16 protein-coding genes and 9 pseudogenes are annotated in these 21,750 nt (G+C 36.9%); 9 read left to right on the plus strand and 16 right to left on the minus strand.

Features of this window, described 5'->3' with window-relative positions:
• Nucleotides 1-1,171: 1,171 nt before the first annotated feature.
• Entirely contained in the window at nt 1,172-2,113 is a 942-nt protein-coding gene (locus AAZO_RS06535; protein WP_013190633.1) for an NAD(P)-dependent alcohol dehydrogenase, read from the plus strand.
• A gap of 401 nt (nt 2,114-2,514) precedes the next feature.
• The gene (locus AAZO_RS06540; RefSeq protein ID WP_013190634.1) at nt 2,515-3,318 is read left to right on the plus strand and encodes a metallophosphoesterase; all 804 of its coding nucleotides are present in this window, start codon (nt 2,515-2,517) and stop codon (nt 3,316-3,318) included.
• A 430-nt stretch (nt 3,319-3,748) separates the two neighbouring features.
• Here the strand turns inward: AAZO_RS06540 and AAZO_RS35015 are convergent, their stop codons facing one another.
• Nucleotides 3,749-3,919 (minus strand): hypothetical protein, encoded by a 171-nt coding sequence (locus AAZO_RS35015; protein WP_013190635.1) that lies wholly within the window; start codon nt 3,917-3,919, stop codon nt 3,749-3,751.
• Between the two features lie 97 nt (nt 3,920-4,016).
• Between AAZO_RS35015 and AAZO_RS29130 the strand changes: the two are divergent.
• Nucleotides 4,017-5,298 (plus strand): annotated as a pseudogene (locus AAZO_RS29130) (IS701 family transposase).
• A gap of 224 nt (nt 5,299-5,522) precedes the next feature.
• Here AAZO_RS29130 and AAZO_RS42330 read toward each other — a convergent pair.
• On the minus strand, nt 5,523-5,840 hold the full coding sequence (locus AAZO_RS42330; protein WP_338027174.1) for a hypothetical protein: 318 nt from the start codon (nt 5,838-5,840) through the stop codon (nt 5,523-5,525).
• 23 nt (nt 5,841-5,863) lie between these two features.
• On the opposite strand from AAZO_RS42330, the pseudogene AAZO_RS29135 reads away from it, so the two are divergent.
• A pseudogene (locus AAZO_RS29135) lies at nt 5,864-6,124 on the plus strand (thioredoxin family protein); the annotation flags it as partial.
• A 272-nt stretch (nt 6,125-6,396) separates the two neighbouring features.
• Here the strand turns inward: AAZO_RS29135 and AAZO_RS33430 are convergent.
• The 10 genes and pseudogenes from AAZO_RS33430 to cysE form a co-directional block, all read right to left on the minus strand.
• A pseudogene (locus AAZO_RS33430) lies at nt 6,397-6,507 on the minus strand (Uma2 family endonuclease); the annotation flags it as partial.
• A 111-nt stretch (nt 6,508-6,618) separates the two neighbouring features.
• The gene (locus AAZO_RS06555) at nt 6,619-7,392 is read right to left on the minus strand and encodes a hypothetical protein (RefSeq protein WP_013190638.1); all 774 of its coding nucleotides are present in this window, start codon (nt 7,390-7,392) and stop codon (nt 6,619-6,621) included.
• A 32-nt stretch (nt 7,393-7,424) separates the two neighbouring features.
• Nucleotides 7,425-8,555, minus strand: coding sequence for a hypothetical protein (locus tag AAZO_RS06560; RefSeq protein WP_013190639.1), 1,131 nt, complete (start codon nt 8,553-8,555; stop codon nt 7,425-7,427).
• A 396-nt stretch (nt 8,556-8,951) separates the two neighbouring features.
• On the minus strand, nt 8,952-9,518 hold the full coding sequence (locus AAZO_RS06565) for a (2Fe-2S) ferredoxin domain-containing protein (RefSeq protein ID WP_013190640.1): 567 nt from the start codon (nt 9,516-9,518) through the stop codon (nt 8,952-8,954).
• A 144-nt stretch (nt 9,519-9,662) separates the two neighbouring features.
• The gene (gene nifT, locus AAZO_RS06570; RefSeq protein ID WP_013190641.1) at nt 9,663-9,866 is read right to left on the minus strand and encodes a putative nitrogen fixation protein NifT; all 204 of its coding nucleotides are present in this window, start codon (nt 9,864-9,866) and stop codon (nt 9,663-9,665) included.
• Nucleotides 9,841-10,128 (minus strand): nitrogen fixation protein NifZ, encoded by a 288-nt coding sequence (locus AAZO_RS06575; protein WP_013190642.1) that lies wholly within the window; start codon nt 10,126-10,128, stop codon nt 9,841-9,843. Before AAZO_RS06575 ends, nifT begins: the two co-directional genes overlap by 26 nt.
• On the minus strand, nt 10,115-11,248 hold the full coding sequence (gene nifV / locus AAZO_RS06580; protein WP_013190643.1) for a homocitrate synthase: 1,134 nt from the start codon (nt 11,246-11,248) through the stop codon (nt 10,115-10,117). Before nifV ends, AAZO_RS06575 begins: the two co-directional genes overlap by 14 nt.
• Nucleotides 11,249-11,737: 489 nt before the next feature.
• The gene (locus AAZO_RS06585) at nt 11,738-11,935 is read right to left on the minus strand and encodes a DUF2949 domain-containing protein (RefSeq protein ID WP_013190644.1); all 198 of its coding nucleotides are present in this window, start codon (nt 11,933-11,935) and stop codon (nt 11,738-11,740) included.
• Nucleotides 11,936-12,262: 327 nt separating this feature from the next.
• Nucleotides 12,263-12,493: an Asr1405/Asl0597 family protein gene (locus tag AAZO_RS06590; protein WP_013190645.1), complete on the minus strand. Its 231-nt coding sequence runs from the start codon at nt 12,491-12,493 to the stop codon at nt 12,263-12,265.
• Nucleotides 12,494-12,553: 60 nt separating this feature from the next.
• Nucleotides 12,554-13,231, minus strand: a complete 678-nt coding sequence (cysE, locus tag AAZO_RS06595) for a serine O-acetyltransferase (RefSeq protein ID WP_013190646.1) — start codon at nt 13,229-13,231, stop codon at nt 12,554-12,556.
• A 1,122-nt stretch (nt 13,232-14,353) separates the two neighbouring features.
• Here cysE and AAZO_RS41050 point away from each other — a divergent pair.
• Both AAZO_RS41050 and AAZO_RS37210 read left to right on the plus strand, forming a co-directional pair.
• Nucleotides 14,354-14,476, plus strand: a complete 123-nt coding sequence (locus tag AAZO_RS41050) for a hypothetical protein (protein WP_266888611.1) — start codon at nt 14,354-14,356, stop codon at nt 14,474-14,476.
• Nucleotides 14,439-14,705, plus strand: a complete 267-nt coding sequence (locus AAZO_RS37210) for a Uma2 family endonuclease (RefSeq protein WP_228371545.1) — start codon at nt 14,439-14,441, stop codon at nt 14,703-14,705. Before AAZO_RS41050 ends, AAZO_RS37210 begins: the two co-directional genes overlap by 38 nt.
• A gap of 339 nt (nt 14,706-15,044) precedes the next feature.
• Here the strand turns inward: AAZO_RS37210 and AAZO_RS37215 are convergent.
• The 3 genes and pseudogenes from AAZO_RS37215 to AAZO_RS37220 form a co-directional block, all read right to left on the minus strand.
• Nucleotides 15,045-15,248: pseudogene (locus AAZO_RS37215) on the minus strand (DUF5615 family PIN-like protein); the annotation flags it as partial.
• Nucleotides 15,249-15,311: 63 nt separating this feature from the next.
• On the minus strand, nt 15,312-15,560 hold the full coding sequence (locus tag AAZO_RS06605; protein ID WP_013190647.1) for a DUF433 domain-containing protein: 249 nt from the start codon (nt 15,558-15,560) through the stop codon (nt 15,312-15,314).
• Between the two features lie 117 nt (nt 15,561-15,677).
• Nucleotides 15,678-17,759, minus strand: a pseudogene (locus AAZO_RS37220) (DEAD/DEAH box helicase); the annotation flags it as partial.
• An 80-nt stretch (nt 17,760-17,839) separates the two neighbouring features.
• On the opposite strand from AAZO_RS37220, the pseudogene AAZO_RS37225 reads away from it, so the two are divergent.
• A pseudogene (locus AAZO_RS37225) lies at nt 17,840-18,155 on the plus strand (IS701 family transposase); the annotation flags it as partial.
• Nucleotides 18,156-18,177: 22 nt separating this feature from the next.
• Here the strand turns inward: AAZO_RS37225 and AAZO_RS29155 are convergent.
• Nucleotides 18,178-18,975: pseudogene (locus AAZO_RS29155) on the minus strand (IS5 family transposase).
• Between the two features lie 96 nt (nt 18,976-19,071).
• Here AAZO_RS29155 and AAZO_RS06625 point away from each other — a divergent pair.
• Nucleotides 19,072-19,784 (plus strand): annotated as a pseudogene (locus AAZO_RS06625) (transposase); the annotation flags it as partial.
• A gap of 371 nt (nt 19,785-20,155) precedes the next feature.
• Nucleotides 20,156-21,672 (plus strand): annotated as a pseudogene (locus tag AAZO_RS43430) (IS1634 family transposase).
• Nucleotides 21,673-21,750 lie beyond the last annotated feature (78 nt).

The raw sequence follows: 21,750 nt of genomic DNA on the forward strand, positions 1-21,750 counted from the left end.
CCACTGTGGGAGATGCCGTTACTACTTCCAATGCCTATGAAGTGAAGTCGCGTCTTATATTTGCCTCCCAATGATACCAAATTTGGATAACTTTAGTCAGATTGGCAATTTTGGTAACAGCCTATTTTTGATAAAAAGGCTTTTAATCCAAAATCTAAAATCTGTCTTGGAAAGTTATGATCGCAGGTTTGCTCCGCTCAGACTTTCCACAAAATCCAAAATTAATACAAGGGTGGGCAGTAAATCTTTGGCTTTCGGCTGGTCTGTGTCAATATTTGGGTCTTGGGTTGATTTTGTGTATACAGCCGCGACTTCTATTCACTTCAGGCATGGTGCTATCTCATCCCTCCACTCACTTTAGGCTTCTAACTTTGTTAAGGAGCTTTAAGTAATTGGCGATAAATGATTTATAGCAGCCCTTTTTAGATAGGTGACTGGTTGATCTGGGATAGGATTTATTGGATTTATTAAGTTTGTACTCAGATTTAGAAACCCCAATCTTTTCAGTATTACAAAAATTAAATAATATTTTTTCGGGTAGAGGTTCTAGTATTTTTCAGTTAGGGTACGAGTATTTATGGAATGGGGTTCAGGATTTATTTGTACTCAATCAAAACCCAATATATATAAGGATTTGGGTAAAATTTTGATTGACTTTACTATATATTAATCATGTACTCAAGTACTCCCCAGATCCTGCCAAAAGCCATAATTTACAAGGATTTGAGGTGGAAAACTGGAGTAGGATAAGCCGTAGTACTTCAGATACGTACGAAATTCAATTCTGTATACAACATATCATTTTTTTTGAGGTAAAAATGCAGTTCATATTCTTTTAAGTTTTCAATGATTAATAATCTGAATTGCACTTTTAAGTCATGTTGAATCAGGATTATGGCTTCAATAAAAGCATAACTCTTAATGCAGATTATTTGCAAGTAATTTATTTTTCATAGCTTTTCCGTTGGTTTTCACGTTCTTAAAGCTGTTAAAGAATGAGAAATAGTGTCAAATTAAGAAAGAGTGAATAGGGAAAGAAATTAATCGTGCTGAACATTCAGCGATCACCTATGGCTTACGCCACGCTACGTTATCAGCGATTGCGCTCCGCGCAATCGCTACACTGTAATTATGGCAAACAAACATAGTGTACAAAAACAGGGGTGAAGCCATGAAAGCTATTGTGATCCGTCGTTATGGTTCTGCGGATGTGCTGCATTTGGAAAAGGTGGAACAACCAAAAATCAGGCCTGATCAGTTACTTATAAAAGTTCATGCTAGTAGTGTTAATCCCATTGACTGGAAAACCCGTAAGGGGATGTTAAGTATTTTGACCGGGAACAAATTCCCGCTCATTCTGGGTTTTGATGTGGCTGGGGAAGTCGTCGCAATTGGTTCACAAGTGACTCGCTTCAAAGAAGGAGATGCTATTTATGGCAGCACCAGCTTTCCTGGAGGCGCTTATGCAGAATTCGCCGCAATTCTAGAAAATTTAGCGGCTCCCAAACCCAACAACTTGAGTTATGCAGAAGCAGCCACCATACCATTAGCAGCGCTAACGGCTCTACAAGCCCTGCGAGACTTGGGCAACATCAAATCAGGTCAGAATGTATTGGTTAATGGTGCTTCAGGCGGTGTGGGCATTTTTGCGGTGCAAATTGCTAAGGCGTTGGGGGCTGAAGTGACTGGTGTTTGCAGTTGTAAAAATTTGGATTTGGTCAAATCTCTGAATGCAGATTTAGTTATTGATTATACGCATCAGGACTTTACAGAAGGTAATGTGCAGTACGATATTATATTTGATGCAGTTGGTAAACGAGCATTTTCTAATTGCCGAAAAGTTTTAAAGCCAAATGGGGTTTATGTTTCTACCCTTCCTACACCAGAAGTAATTGTACAGGGTTTTTTAACTATGTTCCTTCCTGGTCAAAAGGTGAAATTTGTGTTAGAGAAGCCTAATAGTCAAGATTTGGTTTATTTAAAAAAGTTAATTGAAACAGGTAAAATGCGAACAGTGATTGATCGCACATATCCTCTGGAAGAATTAGCGCCTGCTCATGAGTATAGCGAAGGTGAGCGCACAGTAGGTAAGATTGCGATCGCGCTGAGTTAGGATTTCAACTTGAGATCAAGTCCGTTTTCATATATCTGGTAATTGGTAACTGGTAATTGGGTAGAAGAAAAGATTTATGATTTCTAATGAAACGGACTTGGTATGATTTGTGAAGAATAGACATCCTCAATGTTGAGATCACAAATTGCAAGAATTTAGGAGTCACGAACAAGTTTTTCAGCAAGCCCTAGGTGTTTTTGGCGTTAGCTTGAAAAAGCTTAATGCTGATGGCTGTTCGCGTAGCGTACCGTTAGGCATTAGCTGAATGCTTATCACAAATTTTATAAATTTCCGAGAAACTGATCTTGTTACTGAGAACAAATTAAAAACTTTTAGTTAACCTATAAAAAATACTACTCAAAACCATTAAATGGCTTATGCACAGGTTATTATCTTGACCGTTGACAACAGAAAAATTAACGGTTAGGATTGCTGATTTACCTGCATCATTACAAGGTAAAAAACTGGTGCAGATGTCAGATCTTCATTACGATGGTTTGCGATTGTCAGATAAAATGCTAGAAAGAGCGATCGCCATCTGTAACGGAGCACAACCAGATTTAGTTATATTAACTGGTGACTATGTAACCACAACTCCAGAACCTATTCATCAACTCGCAAGACATTTCAAAAATTTAGAAAGCAATTGTGGGATTTATGCTGTACTTGGCAACCATGATATATATTATGAAAATTCTCAATCAGAAATTACAACAGGACTAGAAAATATTGGTATTAATATCCTGTGGAATCAAATCGCCTATCCACTAGGAAATGAATTAGCGTTGGTAGGATTAGCAGATTTTTTCTCCAAGGAATTTAATCCCGCACGAGTTATGAACCAGCTAGATAATAATAAACCACGTCTAGTTTTATCTCATAATCCAAATACAGCTAAAATATTGAATACATGGCGCGTATATTTACAATTGTCTGGCCATACTCATGGAGGACAAATTATCATTCCTGGATTTGGACCTGCGTTAATTACTTACAATAAAATAGTGGAGAAAATACCCATTGAATTACGTCGGCAAGTACCATTGCTGAGAGAGAATTACTTTGTAGTCCGACATTGGGAATGGTCACACGGGTTACATCAATTAGGCAAAAATCAACTATATGTAAATAGGGGTTTAGGAACTTATCTCCCAGGACGTTTCTTTTGTCCACCAGAAGTTACAATCATGACTTTAATGAATTAATTATCTTCTCCATTCCCTAGCATGCTCGAAATCGCTGTAAATTACGACAGATAGAAGTCAGTAAAATACAGCGATCTATTGGTGAGATAATAATTCAATAAAATGGGAAAATCCGAATTAACGACATCAACTAAGGTGGACAAAGTTTGTAATCTACCAATCAGAATTGTGCATCCTTCATTCCAACTAGGCAGGCATTTCTGGTTGTGCGTTCAAAAACCTCTAATAACAACTAAATGAAATCAAGGCAAAAACACTAGGAAGCCACAACCTAACAGTGACTACGATAACATTACAGCAGGAGGCACAAGCTCTAAGTCAGGTGTTTGTAAGAAAGTTTTTTCTGAAACTTTTAACCTTTCTGTACCTTGCTTTTAATCTGTCGTTAATTTTTTTTCTCTGTGCAGTATTTTAGTAAACTTGAATTTTGTTAATCTATTCCAATAATTGTTAAATCTTTCTTAATCTTATTACTATTTATTCCTATTTTTCCAGTATTTCTGAATGCAATCTGGTATCGAATACCACCACTAGCAACGCCACCAGTGCGAGGGGGATCAGCCGCCGCTGATAAACCAAGAAACCAAGTTGAGGATGCCACAGAGTGGCCTGAACTCCCCCAAAATACTTAAACAAAAGTTAACAGTAAAAAGGAATATAATGGGATTTCGCTGTAGCTTTCACCTTCAAAGAAGCTAATGAAAGAAACCACTACCCCAGCAATGTCACCATGGTTTGAAAGATGGTGTTAAAGGTTTGATGGTGTATTTCTCATCAAGGGGAAAGAAGAGAGTTTAGACATTATTTAGGGGGATGATTGGGTGAAAGTGAGAGAAAAAACCTATTTCAAATGGCAGAGAATACCCTAGGGGTGACCTACCACCGATTACACCACTTTTTAACTGAAGCACCTTGGTCCAATTCCCAAGTCAATGACCGTCGGTTAGAGATTATGAACAAGTGTAGTCAGAGGAGAATCACCAGAGGATTTAGCTTAATAATTGATGATTCTGTCCATAGAAAAAGCGGGAATTTTAGGGATGGAGTAGGAAGACAATATATTGAAGAAATTGGGACAAGGGATAATGGAATAGTAGTAGTAACAACACATCTATATGATGGCAGTAAAAGCTTACCATTAGATATAGAGTTATATCACCACGGTGATTCTTGACCCAAAGGGAAACAAGACCCTCTATTTGAGAATAAACCTGAGTTAGGAATTAAATCAATAGATCTGACCTTGAGCCGTGCTTATCAACCAGGAATAGTAATTATAGATCCTGGATATGGCCACAATAGGTCTTTCTTATTAAAGATAGAAAATCGGCGTTGAAAGTATTGAGGAGGATTAGCTAAACATCCCAAAGTCCTTGCCAGTGACTAAGAGGATAGTCCACAAATAATTAGGTTAGATGAATTAGTACAAAGTTTACCCCAAGAGGCTTTTACACAAATTCAACTGGAGTTAGATAAAACCAAAACATTATGGGTAGTAACTAAAGAAGTAGAAATATCAGCCTTAAGTGGAAAGGGCAATATTCCTATCGTCATCAATGGTTCTACTTTCTCTCAAGCCACTGATATTGACTACTTTATGACCAATGTTTCTTGAGCAATTGTCACACCTGGATAGTTGATACATATTGTCAAAGAAATTGGGTAGAAGTTGTTTACAGGGAAGCCAAGGGATGGTTAGGAATCAAAGAATATCAAGTTCGAGATAAGAGCAGTTGACTGCACCATTTTATTTTGGTTTGCTGTGCCTACACTTTTATTCTTTGCCATCAGTAGACTGGAGGATTAAGACCAAGGTGGGCTAAAAAACCTTTGAATACTTTTACTGCAGCTTTAGAAGGGTTTAGAACAGCCATATCTTTTCTATTTATTGATTGGTTCAACTGGAATCCGGACGTGTTTCCTTCTTATCAAGCCAGTTTGGGCTATATTTGGGCTTTATTTTTGTTTACGTCCCGATAGAACGTTTGGGGAAACGATGGGTGATAAGTCCTTCCATTTCTTGAATGGGAATACCTGCTTCAATGACTATAGAACCCATTTGGGATCTATGAAGTAGCTAATCTTCGGAGCATAAGTCTGACAAAACAGAGATGAATTTTAGTCGTCGCATTTTCCAAAGTTATTTCAAAATTTTTGACCAAGATTTTACAACTTTCTATCCAAGCATTACTTCTTTCAACTACTCATCTGGCTTTAACTGGCACAAAACCAGACTTCCCTTGCTTGGCTTTTTCCTCTTGGGATGGTTTAGGAGACAATTGAAAGTGAATTTTACTCATTATTTCTGGATCAACTAAGACTAACTCTGCTTCTAGTTTGTCAGGATGATAACCGTTGTCTAAAAGAATTGTCCTTTTAGGTAGTTCCACAGGTTTTGATTTGAAGAAGTCGATATGAATTCTCAACATCTCAATCAGCCCTTGGTCATCAGAAATATTAGCCTGAGTACAGTGAGTAGAAAAGGGAAGGCCGAGAATATCTACTACCAGATGCCTTTTTATAGAGTTCGTGGACTTTTAAGAACAAAACCCCTTGGTCTGAACTATCTAGAATTATTTATCCTTTGCTGCTTCAATTTCACGTCCGATGCAGTGATAGCATAAAATTAGTTGAGGTTAATACCGAGCAAAATTTTAAACTATCTACTACTTATAGGCTTAAGTCCCTACCAACTTTATTACTAATTGAAAATGGTATTTCTAAGGAGTGTTTAGAAGGGTTTAGGTCACGAGACGATTTAGGTCTGGCACTAGAAAATATTCAACTCAGTTATAACAGTATTTAACAGAAAAAAATGGATACGCTAAAGACTACAGGTCAAGATTACAGGATTACAGGATCTTGATTTTGTAAAGTTGCACGATTACCTCGTAATTGTGTTAATTCCCTGATTAATTACCTGAGCAAAATGAATTGAATATTTTTTTTTGGAACAAATAGAAATCTCTGTAGTGTTTATCTGTTCCGTATTCCCTCTACCAAATGTAAAATTGATTTTGCACGACTACTTAATCGTCTATTGAAGGTTGAATGTGATTTACTTTTTGCAGCCATCTAAATTATTTCACCTCTAATTAACTCAACTCGTTTATCTTCTCTAAAAAAGCCGAGTTTCGCTAGACGGTGATATTGAACTATAGTGAAGCGTTTAGTAGTAACTACCGACATAAAAGTTACCGAAAAATTGGGTTTAAAGGAAGTGAATTTCTGTAAACCATGAGCAACAATCCCCGACATTCTACGTCGGGGAATATGTCAACCTAAGGATGTGAATATATACTACTTAATTGCCGCCCTTAATGTTGTGAGAATTTTACCAATTGCCACAAAGTTTGAGTTGTGTGAAAGTCTCTGAAGAGTTGCCGGATCGCTTTCTAGAACAATCTTGTTGTAGATATTAATAGTTTCGTTCAGTTTGTCAGGGTTAACAGTTACTGCTTCATTAGTCTCAGCGATAGTTAAACCAGCTCTTGACGCTTTAATGCTGGCTACTAGCCGTGCTTGTGATGACTCAAGTGAAGGAAGACTGGATGTACTATAAGAACGGGGGAATTTGATAATATGAGATGCTGCATCTGTTAATTTTTTTGCTAATTCTGGAGAAAGCCCATTTGAAATGAAGGATGCTTGCAGTCTATTAGTGTTAATCGGTAAGAATATACCAGCACGACTACTAGCAAGTATACCAGCAGCAGCATTATTCAAGTCACGTACAGCCGTAGGTGAAAGGTCAATACCTAGAGAACCATCCGCTGCTTGTGTGACAATGATATTAGGCGTAGCTCCGCTTGCAGATCCCGCTGCCCCTTTACTGGGTGATGAAACAGGGTTATTATTTGAGCCAGTGTTTCCACCTCCACTCCCAGAACCTGCTGTACCTTTACTGGGTGATGAAATAACTGTACCACCAGAGCCAGTGTTTCCACCTCCACTTGCAGAACCTGCTGTACCTTTACTTGGTGAATTAGTTTGAGCTTGATTTGTTAACTGCCAAGTAAACGAGATTAAAGGTGTCAGAAGGAGGGCAATAACAAATGTTCTGATTTTCAACATGGTTATTCTCTAAATTGTAAATGTTGAAGCGTTTATTTAGGCAGGAAATTGAAACCATAGCCCACTGTCATAACAAATACAGTACCGCCTGCACTGTTATCCGTGAGATCAGCACCTTGGAGAGTAATAGTCAAAGGAATGGTAGGCACAGGGACTAATGAAATCCCGGCATTTAAACCGACTCCACTCCAACCCAGACCTAGACCTAACCGGGGATGGACTTGCACACCCATTCCTGCAAATATACCTGTACTCTCATTACCTTGTCGGAAGTCGCCACCGCCTGCTCCTATAGAAAAGGAGATGGCCATTGGATTGAGAGGATTGTTAGCCTGTAAAAGAGAATATGTGGTAAGTACACCGTAGGCACTGGAAGGTCTAATACCTTCATTACCGTACTGGGCAAATGTGTTCCAGCCACCAGCTACAGCAACTTGAGTGTTGCCTTGAGCATAGACAACGCGGTGAGCTTTGAAGTCAAAAGTGCCGTTATAACCGAAGTTTTTGATACTACCGTTGTTGAAGGTGAATTCCAAACCAATCAGGTTGTAGGCATCTCCTAAACCAAAACCTGCACTCATACTTGCGTCTGGGTCTCCGTTCCTACTTTTACCTGCTGTAGCGGCCGATCCTACTACAAATAAGTCACCCCAGTCCGCTCCGAAAGCACTCGGAGTCCCAAAACTGAGTCCAGGTTGATAGGTGCGCCTGGGTGGAGGAGTTATTTTAACAAGGGGTTCAATTAATAAATCCTGGTGTGATTTATTAACATCTAATTTACCACCCGCATTAGTTGAGGCATCTATCTGTTGAGTGATAGTCTGGGGCTGAGTAGGAGAAAGTTCCTTGGCTTTACCAAAGGTATCACCCACGCTGGTTGAGGTATCTATCTGTTGGGTGATAGTCTGTGGTTTTTTGATCTGAATCAAAGGTTGATTAAGTTCAACAGCTAGCTGTTGGGATTTTCGGCTGATATCTTCAGTTGATTTTGTCTTTTGCTCAGTCGCTAATTCCTTGCTTGCGGCATCAGTAACTGATCTATCAACCGCAGATGCAGATCTAATGGCAACAGATGTAGATAGGAAAAGGCAACCGAATAGATTTATTCCCATCAACAGTAGCCAATTAGCAGAAATTACATTGGCAAATTGGCGTTTAGTCAAAGTTATAGTCCTCACACTCTTATGCACTTAAATTATTCAAAGTAAGAGGATGTTTTGAAAGTACCGAAAGGTAGAATTTACCGTTATTTTTGGGGTTAAATACAACGGGAAATCAAGGTTAACCCCATATACCTATAGGAGTGACTGTGCTAATTCTGATAGTAAAAGACCCTTTTAAAATATCCTCTAATATAACATTTCTACAGACCTTAATTAAACACCTCCGGAAAAGAATATAAAGACAGAAATTGCTACATAAAGGATGTCTATAGAAGGGTTATATAAAACACATATTTATTTTCTGTTAGATATCTATTATGTAGATTGTGTAAAGTACATCTTATGCACATATAGTACTCTTATTTTCTAAAAATAGCTTCATACATGTGAGCTCTTTTACACTATTTTTCCAGTTTTGGAAAATCCTTTTAAATGGTTTTCTAAGAAAGAGGCGATTGCATCTGGATGAATTTTTCTGTATTGCTTTTTACCCAATATCAAAACACAATTGGGTGCGCTGCTACAACGTTTTTGACAGTCGGTATGTTCGATTTTTACTTTCTCCAATAAACCGCGATCGCACAAAGTTTTTTCTAACTTTGATAATAACCCCTTACCACCTCGTTTAATACAACCAGATTTTTGACAGACCATAATCTTGGCTGTAGTTTCTGGTAGATGATTATGAATTGGACAAAAACCAACTGGTTGCACTCGATAAGCTGTGAGTTTCAGTTCACTTGTCCGTGGGTTTAATTTACTCATAGCACTAACGCGAATTTGTTCACCAGGCACTAAAGTAGAAACCAGGGAACAACGCAAATGTTTAGGTAATTTTACTTTTACATCTCCTGAAGGAATTGCTAACTGCAAATGTTTATATTTTTCTGGTTTATCACCAACAAATCCTAAAAACTGTCCTTCCAAATTCAATTCCGATAAGGTCTGGTACTTTTCACCCATATTGATAAGTCAAATTTCCGATAGAAAATAATAAACCCCATGTTCCTGAGGTAATGTTGCTCATCTAAAGGAAGAAGGAATAGGAAAAATATATTTTTGATATTTTCACCTATTACCTTCTATCTTTAGTAATTTGTGATAATTTTAGGCGAGGCGTTTAGCTTCTACTGTTAGGGGTAAACTTTCCTTAGTTGGAATTTCACTAAGTTCTAATTCCCAACCATTAGCTAAAGTGAGAACTTTACCTACAGCACTATCTGTTTGTTTAACAACTTCTTCTTCTAGGTCTTTTTTAGCGACATAGACAACCAATGTTCCAGTATCATTCATCCGTAGCATTACTTTCATTTTTTTCCTCAGCAGATTCTAGTTCTCTTTTCCGACAACCGATGATGTACCCTGTATCCAAGAAATGCACGGCATATATATAGTAAGCTTGCAAAAAAGTTCCTATACTTGCCACATAACCAACGTCTCCAATTCTTGCTAATACTTCACCAATTTCTCTACCTGCAAAAGTACCATCGTTTTTGATTAGTTTCTTAACTCGGACTTTTTCACCAATTTCAAAAACTGGTTGTGAGTTAAGTTCTATTTCATCGCGTTGCATGGGAATACCTCTGTTCACCTACTAAATTCAATAACTCTTCTGTGGTGAGACTGCGTTTTCTCAGTGTTGATTGTAAGCGCACTGCATCTAATACAGACTGGGTTTCTTCTGAGTTTAAAAAGATCCCATACTGTTCTAACAAGTTAGATAATAAATGCCTTCCAGAATGTTTACCGATTACTAAACGACGTTCCCAACCTACTTCTTCTGGTGAAAATGGTTCATAGGTTTCTGGGTTTTTGAGTACACCATGAGCATGAATTCCAGACTCGTGAGCAAAGGTATTTTCACCAACAATTGCTTTCCAAGGTGGGACCTTTGAACCGGATGCAGCAGCAACTAATTGAGATAGTCCTAATAAATGTCGAGTGTCAATTCCTAAATCAACACCGTAGATACATTTTATTGCCATGACAACTTCTTCTAAAGCTGCATTTCCTGCTCTTTCACCTAAACCATTAACGGTGGTATTAACAGAAGTTGCTCCGGCTTTAATACCGGCAATAGCGTTAGCAGTTGCTAGTCCAAAATCATTATGGGTGTGAATTTCTACAGGAATTGATAAAGTAGATACTAATCGCTTAACTTTGAGGTGAGTTCCAAAGGGATCAAGAACTCCAACTGTATCGCAAAAACGAAATCTTGACGCACCCCATTCTTGAGCGTTTAATGCAACCTCTTCAAGGAAGTTTTCATCAGATCTAGAAGAGTCCTCTCCTCCTACTGCAACCCAAAGACCATTATCAACTGCGAAGCTAATACAGTCTTTGAGTCTTTGTAAACTTACTCTCCATTGACCATGAAATTTAGCGGCAATTTGTATACCAGAAACAGGAATAGCAATATGTATTCTTTCTAATCCACAGGCAATAGAAGCTTTAATATCTGAGATAACAGCGCGGTTCCAACCTAGTAATTTAGCATCTAAATCTAAGTCAGCAATTGCTTGAATTGCACGAATTTCTTCTTCTCCCATTGCGGGTATACCGACTTCTAATTCGGGAACACCAATGGCATCAAGAAATTGTGCGATTGCTACCTTTTCTTCTAAGTTAAAAGCAACACCTGCTGCTTGTTCTCCATCACGCAATGTGGTATCATTAATAATGATTTGACTCATCTCAAACATTCCTCTAACCGAGTTTTTACTAATACCATTTAAGGCTACAATTTCTAGTTATAAGAGATATAAAACAAATATTAAAAATCTTCAAATAAATGCTAAAGATAGCACTAGTTAATAAACACACTTGATAATATTTAATTATTGCTCAAGAACTCCCAGCAGATCTGTATGGCAGAAAACCAAATTTTGGTATAATTTACAAAGTCTTCTTTCTGTCATGATTTGGATTCTCTACAAATAGGCAGTAGCTAATATAGCCATTCGTAAGTCCCGTAAATAATAAGATACTCAGTCCAGCAATTAAACTAGCAATCATAGTAGCAACCTCAACTTTCTAGGATAATTGTTAGGTGGTATAAGCAATTTATATCTCACCAATAGTCGCTTCACATCTAAGTGGAGAAATTTTTACTGACATCTAAAACTAGATGAAGGACTTATTCCATAAGCATTTTGAATTTTGAATTTTGAATTCTTAATTGTTTAAGCGTGTTCTGCTAACCAATCAAAAATCTTTTCTAATTGTTCTAAATTAATGAAGCCATACTGCCAAAGCAGCATAGGGATGGGTCCTTTATCTAATTCGCGGTGTCGCAAAGCAACAGCAATATCCGCTTTTGAAAGTTCCAGTTCATTATGCAAAAATTGAAGTAACTGTTTATCGCTGTTCCGGTGTACCATAATCTGACGTTGAAAATACCAAACTAGACAAAATTACAAAATGCTAACCCCAAGGATACTTAATAGATTCACTCTGTTTAAGAGTGAAATATGTCAGAGAAGTCTGAGATTTAGCAGAGTGAGTGAAACCTAAGCTTAGGTTAATTCCTCACAATCGGCAAGCTCATTTGTGAGTGAACAATAACTTCGAGTTTTTCTGAGGATAAATCATGCTTGCATCATCGATTCTGCTCTCATATTGTCTTGGTTAGACATTTTTTTAGTTGGCAATAATCTTCATTAATGCCAATTTAAGATTGTGGATTTTGCATTTGAATTGAAGATGATTTAACTGTGACTCCAACAACCGTCTAACCATTCTACCAACTCACAACGAGAAGCTAAAAATTGCATGACTGTACTGCGGACAAGAATTGCTTCTTGCAAACTATTGACTTGTACTCGCAAAGAACCATCTGGAGGACAGGAACAAGTAATCATTAATTCTTGCAAACGGTGATAAATTTGCGATCTATCACTTAAAGGAATCTGCAAAACTTGTTCACCAAGTGATAACATAATTCAACTATCTTCATCCTGGTGTTGGTTTTTTAGGGTTTGTAGTTCTTGTTAAAGCTTCTAAATTCGGGAAACTAAGGAACGAATTATTCCTGCTTCTACATCAAGTAACTTGCCATGTTCTAGGGGAGAAAGAGGTTTGCTTTGTTTATGGGAAATAATGCGGCCAGGAATACCGACAACCGTAGAGTCTGGAGGAAGATCACGTACCATAATTAAACCTATACCTATACGCACGTGATCGCTAATTTGAATATTTCCCAAAACCTTCGCACCGGCACCCACAACAACATTATTACCTAAAGTTGGATGACGTTTACCACTTTCTTTCCCAGTTCCACCCAGAGTTACACCTTGATAAATAAGTGCATAATCTCCCACAATGGCAGTTTCGCCAATTACAACACCCATGCCATGATCGATAAATACACCTTTACCAATTTCCGCACCTGGCTCAATTTCAATCCCGGTTAAAAACCTTCCCAAGTGGGAAATTAAACGGGGAATAAAACCCACTTTACGGATGTGTAAGCAGTGCGCGAGACGATGTAAAGAAAGAGGATGAAATCCAGGGTAACAAAAGATAACCTCTAACCAACTACGTGCCGCTGGATCACACTCACAAATGATCTGGAAATCACTCATTAATGGCTCCAAAAAACCGCCAGGACCTTGATTTTGCCGCGAGTCTGTAATTGCAGTTTGGGTTTGGCTGGTACTGTCTAAAGACTGTTGCATCGGTACTGTCTGGTTAAAAGACCCATGTTGTCTTCTTCTGCTTATATCAAGTGACGTGAAAGGAGACAAAACAGCAGGTACCGATTGGATCTATTGAATTTATTACCATTGTACTCAATAGGTTTAAACCCCTATCTTACAGAAGTTTACATTTTTTGTTGGGGTAGGGGTACTAGTTTTTTATCACAGGGGTACTAGTATTTTTGGGGTAGGGTTTGAGATTTTTTGTACTCAAGATAAATCTATTTGCTGATGAGACTTTCAGCAATTTAAGCAAGATATTTTGAGATATATTAAGTTGTACTCTTATGCTCAGAAACGTCACCTTTATAACAGGAAATATTTATTTTATGTATTTCCTGCTACTATTATTAGTCTAGAGTTTTGGTAGCCAAAAACCAGATTTCTTTATTTTGTTTTAGGATTTGTTTGCTGTATGTGGGAATACAAAATAAAAATACGGAGAGTAAAAGTTTGGAAATTATAGAGTTTATCTAGGTACTTATGGTATAATCTAAAAAATCATGGAAACCATAAGACTTATGCTAAAAACAGTCGAAGGGATTTATCGAGACAGACAGATTGAATTTACCGAATTTCCCAAAGATGTGAACAATAGATAACATTTTTTTCGTACTGCTGAGGCAAGTATGCAATCTCCTACCCTCACCAACCCATTAGACGATTTTCTTCAGCAACCCAATATTGAAGCCTCTCCTGCTTGGGAGTTGATGGGGCGACAAAGAACCTAAAGAGCTTCCTTCATAAGGTTTATAGCCTTTCGACCCTACTGATAAAATGTCCACGTATTGCGAATAAAACTGATGAGTTGTTCCATTAACAAGACCATTCTCTTCGTATCTTCAAGGTTTATGCTGACATAGCTGCCTCATAACTGCACAGTTAATTGTCAATAAGCACCGTTCTTCTATCAATCTTTTCAAGGGTTCTATCACGTAAAACCTTTCTCCTGTGATGGTTTAACCTTCGTTTTCGCCCCCTCAAGGGACGGTGTTTATCCAGGGACAAGCCCAGCAAAAACCCATGCCAACGCTGTTTCATTCCCGCCTCCAAGGTAAATTTGTTAACACCATCAATAGCTAAACTGCCGCCTACGAACCTATGCAAGAACTCCAGTGTATCGTACCTCCCATGTCTCCCGTACCTGATATTGCTGTTGTTAAGAGCGAGCGTTTTTCTGATGAAGATGGACTGCTACAAGGTTTCACCGGACTGGTTAATTGAAATTCGCTCCCCCGACCAAAGCACCTTAGATATACAACACAAAATCCTGCACTGCTTGAGTAAAGGAACAGAGCTTGCTAGGATCATTGATAATCAGCAAAAGCAAATCTGGGTTTGGAAAAATCAAGAGTTACTATTCGTTTATGCCGATAATGATAGAATCCCCACCCTTGACAACATCTCAGAATTGACTGTCGCAACCGTGATGGCAATGACTCAGCAACGATAATTTATTAACAGATTTATTAACAAGTGCGCTCGCTTCCACTTCACCCAGAGGAAACGCATCTAAATTTTATGCTTATCTGGCTCCATTGTAATAATATCTTGATAACTCATCTTATTTAAGATCTCTAACTATATAGCATTTTAACATCTTTTTCTACAGGTTCAAGATATAATAACTCTATAGTCAGTACAACGTGTTATGCTTTGCGATAAAGCCCCATAGTCTCAAAGTCAGAAATATTCCACAAGTAAATTATTTTGTCCTAGCAAATCTAATCTGAGTTTCAGTAACTACGACAGAACTATCTAGTAATTGTTCGATATACTGCTCCAATACCTGCTATAAAACGTAGATTTTATTGGCAGAACGTTCATTTTCCAAACGCAGAAGAATCACAACCCGATATGGGTGGTGATCCCTATAAACTTTCTCGCCAAAATCTTTCTCGCTACTAATTAAAATCCAATTTTCATCAAAAGCCTTTTGAATAATTGTATCATCATGTGTTCCCCGTGCTTGTTCATAAACTGAGAAAACTTCATGACCTTGTTCACCTAACTAAGGAGCGACAGCCGCACCTGTATTTTCACTTACTAAAAATCCCATCTAGGCAATCTCCGCAGTCAAAGGCATAAAACTTGTGCCTTCTAGAGAGCGAGATGCAAATAATAAACAAGCCCGAATATCTGCTTCTACTAAACCTTCATATTCTTCCAGGATCTCTGTTACTGTCGCGCTGTGTGCAAGAAGAGTAAGAACATACTCGACTGTTAAGCGTGTGCCTTTAATTGTCGGTTTTCCAACCATTACTTTCGGATTTGTAGTAATACGGTTCAGGAGTTTTTTTCCTATCATATATTCTCAATTGGTAAATAGTAGGACAGTTACAGTTAAGACAATGACATTTAGGATTATTGTAGCAAAGTTAAAATTCATGCTGATAATAATCATTATATTTACAGATCTATCCCTCTACCAAATAAAAACTAACTGCTTCCATTCTTCTATATCTAAATAATCATTAACAAACCCTTTCCTTAAGACTTTATGGGTAATAAACTGATCATATTTCTGCAATTCTGGTGCTTCTGGATGACTAACTAAATTTTCTGTGGTAGTTCTTTGCTCAAATAACGAAGCAATTTCAGGATAAACAGAGTTAAATTTATCCTTACCTAATTTCAAAGTCAAATAATAGCGATTTGTTCCACAAATACTGCTAATTCCCAAAGATTCCCGACAAAAGGAGTTAAGTAATCTTTCTAAAGTCCGATAAGCCACAGTACCCATCCACAGAAAAATGCAGCATTTATTTTTTCTAATTGTAGAATATTCTGTTTATATAATCCTGCTGATCGTATTAATTTTCTAACTTCCTGCAAACAAAATTCAGCATTATTTTGTAAATAACTATATTCTGTATCTTCTAATAAAACTTGCCGCATTTTTTGTAAAATCCTACTGTGAATATTACCGCTACTACCACGCCAATAAGTACTAGCTTTACCCTCAACTTGCTTAACAAAAATAGCCTTATTTTTGAAATCAACTTCTAAAACTTCCCAAATTCTTCCCACTAAAGCAAATTTATTACCTACATACAGAGGAACAACAATACTACGAATTCCTGTTCCACCTTGCTTGACTACATAATCTTGAGTATCAGCAAAGACGGCATCAAATTGAGATCTATTAACTACTTTTTCACCAGCTAAACCAATAACTAATTTACCTTGTTCAGTTTTTTGAATATGATTAATATTAATTAAATAGTTTAACAGTTGTAATCACTTCAAGAAATATTAATAAATGGTGATAAGCTATTTCTTAAGCGAAAGCAGCAGGAGAAAGCGTCCCCGTTGCGTCTAAAATACTCATTATTTGATGAGAAAGCAAACTTAAAGTATATTTGATTAGCTGAATTAGTTCAATCCAAGGTTCGTCTAAATAAAGTTGAATAGTAGAAATATACTGCAAAAATTTCCAGGGCATTTGTTGTGGTAATGAAGTTTCTGCTAATGGTTTTTCTCCTGCACAAATAAAATGCATATGCGCAGACTCTCCTCTTCTGCCACTTCTTCCCAATCTTTATAAAAAACTAGCAACATATAAAGGCGATTCAAACTGAATAAGTCTTTCTAAATAACCAATATCTATACCTAATTCTAGAGTTAAAGTTGCAGAAGTTACAGCCGGAGTATTAGGTTCAGCCATGGGATTTTCAGCAGGTTGTCTGTCTTCAGCTGGCAGAAATACTACCGTGATGGACATGATATATATCTGTAAATCCTTCTGGTTTGGCGATTTGACGCAAAGAAGAAATAATAGATTCTGTTTGGCTGCAGTAGTTAGCAAATATTAGACCTTTGCGAGATTTAGTAATGTTAAAAATATATTTATCATAATCTGATTTTTCCGAGCCTTTCTCTATATAGAAATGTTCTACAGCCAGTTTAATTTGCTGATTTACAGATTCAATCTTTGGTGTATTTACTGGCTTTCATGTTCCTGAACTTCAGCATTTTTCAGCGATTGCGTAATCACCGATAGTTGCGGATAAACCAATGGGTCGAGGTTGGGTTCTGGTTAATTTTGCCAAACGTTATAATTGACAAATAATTTGACAACCTCTTTCTGAACCCATAAAGGTGTTAATCTTATCAAAAAGGACAAAATGTAAATCACCAAATAATTTTATTAATTCCTGATGTTTATGTTTGTTAATTAATAACCTTTCTAGAGGTTCTGGTCTAATCTGCAGAATACCTTGGGGATTTTTTAAGAGTTTGTTGTTGTGATTTTGAGGAACATCACCATGGCAAGAATATACAGGTATATCTGCGGTTTTTAATAAATCACTGAGCCGTGCAAATTGGTAATTAATGAAAGCTTTGATAGCACTAATATACAATATCCCGATTCTGGTAGCAGGGGTTTTTTATAATAACATTAAAACTGGTAGAGATGCAGCTTCTGTTTTCCCACAGGGGTGGCCGCAGTAACTAGTAAATGATCAAGGGTATTTAACATAACTCTATAACCAGCAAGATGTACTGATACAGTAATTACGCATTGACAAAGTAGCAAAATACTGTAGTGATAAAAAATGTCATCTACTTAGCAGGTATGGGAGAATTAGAGAAATAACCAAGCCTTCTACAGCAGAATGCAATCTGGAATATTACACTCTGTTGTTGCTATCAGAACCAAAGCATGGAGGATGTTGTAGATTGGCAGAGATATTGGAAAACGTTTCACACTGTCATATGAAAAGATTATTGCTCAGAGAGAAGATAGGAAGCGAAAGATTTATTCGATACAGTAAAGAAAATCATAAATATAATAATAGGAGGGATTTTAAGTGTAGATGACACAGTAGTATAAAAAATGTATAGTGAGCCAAAAACTGGAGAATTAATCAGTTATTTTAGGTCTGGGAAATCTCATAAGAGATGATTTATGAAGTAAATGTTTAGGAGACAAGAGGAAGTAGTATAATTCCAGTCATAAGAGCATATATAGACCCTTCCCTCATTTGTGTTAAACGCTCATAATCCTTGCTTAGACGATGATATTGGTTAAACCACCCAAATGTTCTTTCTACTACCCAGGGTTGTGGTAAAACTTTAAATTCTTGCTCAGTAGGTCCTATGACTTCAACATGAGCTTGAATCAGGAACCAAACTACAAGTGCAAATTTATCACCGTCATAACCGGAATCAACCCATAAAACTTGGACTTTTTCCAATAATTCTGTGGGTTTATCTAGCAGTTCCATTAGTGCATAGGCAGCAAGTATTCATTCTGGGGCATTCGCTTCACTAACAACAACTTTCAACACAAGTCCCAGGCTATCAACCAACTAAAGTCTGCCTCTTTCTTCCTTTTACCTTTTTATATCCCTCAAAACTATACACATCCCCTTTTTTTGGTCAGTGTTGACCAACTGACTGTCTGCGGCGAGCGCGGTAGGTTGTGTTCATTTACCTAATTCCGAGCGAACTTGACCACCCAATGTATGGTTGAATTTTTCCCAAACCCCCTGGCCCTGCCATTTCCTGTAATAGCTATATACCGTTGACCTTGGCGGGAAATCACCTGGAAGCATATTCCATTGACATCCAGTTTTCAAATGAAAATAGATGGCATTACATATTTCACCCATATCTGTTGTGGGTAGATGCCCTCCTTCTTTGGCTGGTGGAATCAATGGGGCCAGGATTTCCCACTCCATATCAGTTAAGTCTGTGGGGTAAAACTTTCGTTCTATGAGTAGCTATGTAAATACACTACATGTTATGTATTCTATCCTTCCAACATCCCTTTTCTACTCCCCTTTACATTTACTTTATCAATAGCCTCTTATAGCATCAAAGGAATAGATTTAATCACACTGTACTACAGTGATGTATATGAAAATTCAGTACGAATAAGTTACATAATATACGACAAAAAGGAGGGAAAGACGAAGAACAATTATTTTCAGGAAATGCTCAAGGAAGTGATTGATTGGAGTGTAAAACCAAGAATAGTTACAGGAGACAGTTGATATTCAGGGGTAGAAAGCTGAAAATTTTTAAAAAGCCAGAAATTGGGTTTTATATTTGGGATTGAGAAAAATAGAACCGTATCAAATAAACTGGAAAATTATTGTCTATTAAGGAGTTTAGAAATTCTCGATGAAGGTTTGATAAATCATTTGAGAGCATTTGGATTGATCAAACTGTTTAGACAAGACTTCAAAAAAAAGACTCTAGAGACTATATAGTGTATCTACCAGATCAAGAAGCTCTCAATGAAATCAACAAAAGTGAATTTGTGAAAATTCATGATACTCATTGGGGGATTGAAAGTTTTCATAGAGCCATCAAACAAGTATGTGGAACTTGTCGATTTATGGTTAGAGATACCTAAGGAATTAAAACACAGATATTTTGTTCACTTCAAGCATTTGTTTGTTTAGAAAAAATGCGCTCTGAAAAGATAATTTCTAATTGGTATGAATTGCAAAGGAACTTATTCACTTTAGTTGTGCGCGACTACATTGTGGAAAGTCTTACCAGTGCTGGTACTGCTTAATACCCATGAATGCGTTTTTCTGTCAATGCGTAACTCCTATGGTCTTAGTTATGTCCAATTGTGAAGATAAATGAACTATTCGACAAATGGTTCAAGTCTAGAGAATGTGCTGTTACTAATAGAGCCCACCTTCCGCACCCTAACTGTCACAAATAGTAGTACACAATAACTAAAGCTTCTACAAGGAAGAAAAGGGTTAATAAGAACAAGTATCATGAAAATGGTAATAGATTGAGACAATAAAGTTTTGTAAAGAAAATAAAAGAAAAGAAAATTTAATGATTTAAAAATCAAATTAGAACAGAAGAAGAAATGATTTAATCACAACAGGAGTTGTGGATAATTCTGTTGTGAAATCAAAGCTTCAGAAAATGGAAATTCAAAACCTAGACCATTTAGGCATAGTAGAAGGAATAATAGACGCCATAGGAGTAGTAGAAATAATCCTTGAAATTGGAGAGAAAGTAAGTCCGGGTCATGTAGTAAAACCCATGATAATCAACGGGTTAGGATTTGTATAAAAACCCTTATATATGTTTCTCCAAGATTTTGAAACAATCCCCTGTGAGTATCTAATAGGACCAGGAGTAACACCAGAATATCTCAAGGATGATAAACTGGGGAGAGTCATGGATAAACTATTTATAAAAGGATTGGATAGAATATTTTTTATTGTCGCCTTAAAAGCAGCCCAAGAATTTGGATTATCCCTATGAGCAGGGCATCTAGACTCATCATAAATGGACGTACATGGATGGGCAATATAATACCAGCTTACCAGAAGTAATATTTGAGAGTCAAAAAGTAGGAAATAATCAAGAACTAGAAGAATTAGCAGTAAAATCACCAAAAGAAATAACCATCACCTACGGTTATTCTGGTGACCATAGACCGGAGTTAAAATAGTTCATCATAGAAATGATATGTTCAGGAGATGGAGACATACCAATATACATTTTTAAAACTAGCATCGGGACACCAAGCAGATTCATCATGCTTTGGTAAAATAGCAGTAGAGTACCAAAAACAATTAAAAGTTAACAGTCTCATAGTAGCAGACTGGGCCTTATATACAGAATCAAATCTGAAAATGATGTCAGATTTAAGCTGGTTATCTCCAGTGCCGTTAAGCGTAGAATCAGCACAATGATTAATATTAACATTACCAGAACCACAATTTGTTGATAGTAACTTACCCGGATATAAACTAGCTTCAAAAACAGTAAATTATCCAGGAATAGAACAAAGATGGTTAGTAGTGCAAAATCAAGAAAGAAGAGAATCAAACCTGGGTAAACTCTCACAAGAAATTACCAAGGCACAATCAAAAGCTGTGCAAGATCTGAAAAAGTTATCACCAGAAAAATTTGCTTGTTAAGCTGATGCTATCAAGGGGTTATTTAAACTATTCAAACAATTCAAATATCACCAAATTAACCAGAGTAAAGTTACTCAAATCAAATCTAAGAAAAAAGATAGTTCAGGAGAGATATCCTCTGAAATATCAGCTACATTCTCCCAGAATGAAAGTAAAATTAATACAGAATTTCTGAGGGCAGGGCGTTTATTTTTCGCAGACAGTATTTTCCTAAAAAGTCCGGAGAGAATAGAGTCCCTGGGAATGATTATGGGTTTATGTCTGCTGGTTTATACTTTAGGGTAACGACAAGTTAGAACCCCTTTGAGAGAGTCTAAATCAACAGTAAAAAATCAATTGGGTAAACCAACTAACCGCCCCACTTTACGCTGGATTTTTCCATGCTTTCAGTCTATTTATTTAGTTACACTTAACCAATAAAAACACATCTGTTACTGGAGTCAAGATAGAGATTTTATTGTGAATCTTTTAGCATATCATTGTTTTCCCTACTCTCAATCAGTTACCTAATTTTTCTCTCTATTAATTTAATTTCTATCAGAGAATAATCTAATCTCTTTGATTTATAGCTCTATTTTACTATGTCCA

The sequence above is a fragment of the 'Nostoc azollae' 0708 genome (assembly GCF_000196515.1).
GTDB classification, from domain to species: domain Bacteria; phylum Cyanobacteriota; class Cyanobacteriia; order Cyanobacteriales; family Nostocaceae; genus Trichormus_B; species Trichormus_B azollae.